At 47.2% G+C, this 4,397-nt stretch carries 5 protein-coding genes and 2 pseudogenes; 5 read left to right on the top strand and 2 right to left on the bottom strand.

Annotation, left to right across the window (positions count from 1 at the left end; translation table 11 throughout):
• Nucleotides 1-249 (top strand): annotated as a pseudogene (locus Q1M25_RS08440) (TetR/AcrR family transcriptional regulator); the annotation flags it as partial.
• A gap of 90 nt (nucleotides 250-339) precedes the next feature.
• On the opposite strand, the gene ttcA reads toward Q1M25_RS08440, so the two are convergent.
• Both ttcA and Q1M25_RS08430 read right to left on the bottom strand, forming a co-directional pair.
• Entirely contained in the window at nucleotides 340-1,299 is a 960-nt protein-coding gene (gene ttcA, locus Q1M25_RS08435; protein WP_300483822.1) for a tRNA 2-thiocytidine(32) synthetase TtcA, read from the bottom strand.
• Nucleotides 1,300-1,427: 128 nt separating this feature from the next.
• A complete protein-coding gene (locus Q1M25_RS08430) occupies nucleotides 1,428-1,781 on the bottom strand; it encodes a RidA family protein (RefSeq protein WP_300483821.1) in 354 nt (117 codons plus the stop codon).
• 99 nt (nucleotides 1,782-1,880) lie between these two features.
• Here Q1M25_RS08430 and Q1M25_RS08425 point away from each other — a divergent pair, with 99 nt between their 5' ends.
• From Q1M25_RS08425 to Q1M25_RS08410, 4 genes and pseudogenes are all read left to right on the top strand, one after another.
• Nucleotides 1,881-2,366 carry an aminoacyl-tRNA deacylase gene (locus tag Q1M25_RS08425; protein WP_300483820.1) on the top strand — a complete coding sequence of 162 codons (486 nt, stop codon included), beginning with the start codon at nucleotides 1,881-1,883 and terminating at the stop codon, nucleotides 2,364-2,366.
• Nucleotides 2,367-2,381: 15 nt separating this feature from the next.
• On the top strand, nucleotides 2,382-3,014 hold the full coding sequence (locus tag Q1M25_RS08420; RefSeq protein ID WP_300483818.1) for a DnaJ domain-containing protein: 633 nt from the start codon (nucleotides 2,382-2,384) through the stop codon (nucleotides 3,012-3,014).
• A gap of 3 nt (nucleotides 3,015-3,017) precedes the next feature.
• Nucleotides 3,018-3,890, top strand: coding sequence for a DMT family transporter (locus tag Q1M25_RS08415; protein ID WP_300483816.1), 873 nt, complete (start codon nucleotides 3,018-3,020; stop codon nucleotides 3,888-3,890).
• A gap of 159 nt (nucleotides 3,891-4,049) precedes the next feature.
• Nucleotides 4,050-4,397 (top strand): annotated as a pseudogene (locus Q1M25_RS08410) (hypothetical protein); the annotation flags it as partial.

Genomic DNA, 4,397 nt, shown 5'->3' with positions numbered 1-4,397 from the left:
GAGCTGGAGCGGTTTTTCCACGAATTGAACGAAGAAAAATACGCCTTTATGCGCGGATTCTTCCATGCTCTGCAACAACGCCGCCTGATCCAGCCCGATTTGCCGGTGGAGCTCATCGACCTGTTCATCCGTCAGGCGGATATATTGATGCGCCATCCGCAACTGACCGCGCTTTATGCCGCCGCGCCGCAAAAGTTGCCGCAAGACGTATTGGGATTGCTGCTGCACGGTTTGTCAGGAAAAGAATAGATAAAAAAGAATAGAAAAATTTTAAATTTGAATATTCAGACGGCCTTTCGGGGAATAGCTACCGAAAGGCCGTCTGAAAATTAAATGGAATTATAAACCGCAGGTTTTAGGTTTATTTGCCAAAATATTGATGACTTTGCGTTCAGCTTTTTGCGGTTCGATTTTGATTTCACTTTCGTCTTCTTCGCTGCCGTCGGAGAAACGTTCCGGCATTTTTTCGCTGTCAAACGCTAAGTCGCCACCATGTTTCAGGCTTTGACCACGCTCCAAGCCGACAAAGTCGAAAAGTTCGGTATCGGCCAAATGCGATGGAACAACGTTTTGTAGCGCGGAGAACATAGACTCAATACGGCCGGGGAAACGTTTGTCCCAATCGCGCAGCATGTCACCGATGATTTGGCGTTGCAGGTTGGGCTGAGAGCCGCAGAGGTTACATGGGATGATTGGGAATTGTTTCAGCTCGGCATATTTGATCAAGTCCTTCTCTTTGACATACGCCAGAGGACGGATGACGATGTGTTCGCCGTTGTCGCTCACCAATTTAGGCGGCATAGCTTTGAGTTTGCCGCCGTAAAACATATTCAGGAACATGGTGGCAAGGATGTCGTCGCGGTGGTGTCCTAAGGCGATTTTGGTGCAGCCCAATTCTTTTGCGGTGCGGTAGAGGATGCCTCGGCGCAAGCGGCTGCACAGCGAGCAAGTCGTTTTACCTTCGTCCAACACACGTTTGACGGTGGAGTAGGTGTCTTCTTCAACGATTTTATACGGCACGCCGATGCTTTCGAGATAGGTCGGCAATACTTCTTCGGGGAAACCCGGCTGCTTTTGGTCGAGATTGACGGCGACCAGTTCGAAATCAATTGGCGCGCTGGCTTGAAGCTGGCGCAGGATGTCTAAAAGGGCGTAGCTGTCTTTGCCGCCGGAAAGGCAGACCATGATTTTGTCGCCCGGTTCGATCATGTTGAAATCGTTAATGGCATCGCCGACGGCGTGGCGCAGGCGTTTGCTGAGTTTGTTGTTTTCTAATTCTTGCTTGGTTTTTTTGGACATGGCTGTTTGTGCTTTGAAATAATAGAAAAATTTAAGGGCGGTATTGTACCGCAAAAGAATAAAGGCCGTCTGAAAAACTGCGCTTGCTTGGTTGAAGCTGCGTTTTCAGACGGCCTGATATTTGCGCTTTATTTGATTTGAAGGGCGGTAATTTTGATTTCAACCTTCCAGTCGGGCGAAGCCAGTTTCGCCTCCACGCAGGCGCGGGCCGGAGCGCGTTCAGGGGCTGTCCATGCGTCCCAGGCTTCGTTCATGGCAGCGTAGTCGTTTATATCGGGTAGATAGATGGTGGCTTCTAAAATATGGGCTTTGTCGGATTGGCATTGGGCGAGCCATGAATCGATTTGTGCCAAAACGTTTTCAGTTTGCGCTTTGGCGTCGGCTTCAGGATTTTCGGGAACCATGCCGGAGAGGAAAACCAAGCCGTTGGCTACGACGGCTTCTGAATAGCGTTTGCTTGTACCAAGATAGCGGATGTCCATGTTGTCTCCTGATTTCAAAAAGAAGGTATGGTAACATTGCGACTGTTTACGTTCCATATTTAAGAGGGGTCGTCTGAAAAAGGATGGCGGAAAATAACCATGAGTAAAGCAGAATATCCGGTTACGCAGGCTGTACGCTTTTTACGCAGTAAGAAAATCGATTTTGTCCCTTATGTTTACGCGTATGAAGAACACGGCGGTACGGCGCGTTTTGCCGAATGTACGGGCAAGCCTGAGCATCAAGTCATCAAAACAATCGTTTTGCAGGATGAGTATAAAAAAGGCTTGGTTGTTTTAATGCACGGCGACAAACATATTTCCACCCGCAATTTGGCGCGAGAACTGGGCTTGAAACACATCGAGCCGGCAACGGCGGATCAGGCGGCGAAATGGACAGGATATTTGGTCGGCGGAACATCGCCATTCGGTATGAAAACCGCGTTGCCGGTTTATGTGGAAGAAAGCATTTGGGCTTTGGACGAGATTTTTATCAATGGCGGCAAACGTGGGTTTATCGTAGGCATGAAGCCTGAAAACCTGCGGACGCTCAATCCGCAAGATGTTCATGTTGCAGTGGACGCGTAAAGGAGGGGAATACAGATGGAACAAGTGAATTTATACGAAATTTTGGGCGTGTCTCAGGATGCTAATATTAACGTTATCCGCGAGGCTTACGGCAAATTGGTGGCCAATCCGGATATTCAGAAAGATGCGGAGCGGTTTAAAGCCATCGGACAGGCATTTGAAGTATTGTCTCATCCGGAAAAACGTCTGGCTTATGATGCGGCTATGCAGTACGAGCGTCAGGAAGCTAAAGACAACAGTTTCAATAATACGGCAGCCAATCATACGGAAAACCATAATACAGGGAACAATAATACGGCGGCGAATGTGGTCAATACGTCCAACTCCGAAGTGAAAAACTATGTTTTTATTGCTTATGTGACATACGCCTTGGGTCTGTTGATTTTGTTTACACCCGTAATCGGTGTGATTTTGGCGTTTATCAAGCGCGATGAAGCACAAGGCAGTATTTACGCCAGCCATATTGATTGGCTGATTAAGACATTTTGGGTGTCTTTGATTGGTCTGCTTTTAGGACGATTAACTATACTTATCTTAATTGGTTGGTTGATTCTGTTGGTGACTGCCATTTGGTTTATTTATCGCGTAGTCGTCGGACTGATTAAACTGAATGAAGATAAGCCTATCTCCACTCAAGGATGGTTCTAAAGCATGGTATATTTGTTAGCAAGTATCGTTTGCAGCGTGTTGGTTTCCGTATTGCTGAAGGTGGCGCGCAAGCAAAAAATCAATATTGAGCAGGCGGTGGCGGTGAACTACATCGTTGCCGTCATTTTGACCATGCTGGTGTTAAAGCCTGATTTGAGCAATCCGCAGGTATTTTTGCCGACTTGGTGGCTTTTTGCGGCCTTGGGCATATTGCTGCCAACCGTATTCGTGATTATGGGTAAATCCGTAGATGCGGCAGGTATCGTCAAATCGGACGCGGCGCAACGCCTCTCACTGTTTTTGCCCATCGTTGCTTCGTTTACGCTGTTTCATGAGCAACTGACCGAAGGCCGTCTGATTGGTTTGGTATTGGCATTTACGGCACTGTTTTTCTTGCTTTGGAAAAGCGATGGCGGCAAGAAATCCGGCGGCCTCAGTACGCAAGTGATGCTGCTTTTGGGCGTTTGGTGTGGCTACGGCATCATTGATATTTTGTTTAAACAAGTGGCTAAAAGCGGTACCGCGTTTGCCGGTAATTTGCTGGTGGCGTTTTGTTTGGCCGGTATCTTGATGTTTGGCTACCTGTTTGCTAAAGGAAGCAAATGGACCAAAGAGGGCATAGTGGGCGGTATGATTTTAGGCTGCCTGAATTTTTTGAATATTGTTACCTACATCTCGGCACACCAAATCATGAAGGATAATCCAACCTTGGTCTTTGCCGGAATGAATATTGGCGTGATTGTTTTGGGTACGCTGATTGGAGCGGCAATATTTAAAGAAAAAATCAGCAGCATTAATGCAGCCGGTATCAGTATTGCTATTTGCTCGATAGCCTGCCTGTTTTATTGGCCGCAGATTCGCAGCTTGGTAGGTTAAAAGTACTTATGCCGTCTGAAAAATTTCAGACGGCCTTATTTTTATTATAAAATAGCCATTCATGCGCCGATTTGGCCGTATGGGAATTATTTTGCGCTTACGGGCGTTTCTATGTTAAACAATAAGTTAAACTCACACAATAATATCGATAGTTACATCATGAAACATATTCAAAAACACATTCAATGCGCCGTTCTTGGCATGCTGGTATTGTCCGGTTGCCAATCGTATCAGGAAGATCAAAGCCGCCGCAGTAAAATGGCTCAATTCGCGCTTAACCATCCCGTAGCCGCCCAAGTTATCGGCATGGAAGACGAAGGCTTAATCAATATGACCAGTAATGCCACACGCGTTGCCGAGCGTACAGGTTTGGACGACAAAGCAAACGGCGACAGTAGGGGAACACAGGTCAATGCCGTACGCCAAGCATTATGGCAGGCGGCGATTGCTTCTAAATTCGACAGCATTATTGCCGAAAAAGCAGGCAATGCGCGCCTGACGGATATG

Origin of the sequence: uncultured Neisseria sp. (assembly GCF_951230505.1) — a bacterium.
Lineage (GTDB): Bacteria > Pseudomonadota > Gammaproteobacteria > Burkholderiales > Neisseriaceae > Neisseria.
The sequence above is the reverse complement of the archived record's forward strand: the minus strand, read 5'-3'. Positions and strand labels throughout refer to the sequence as shown.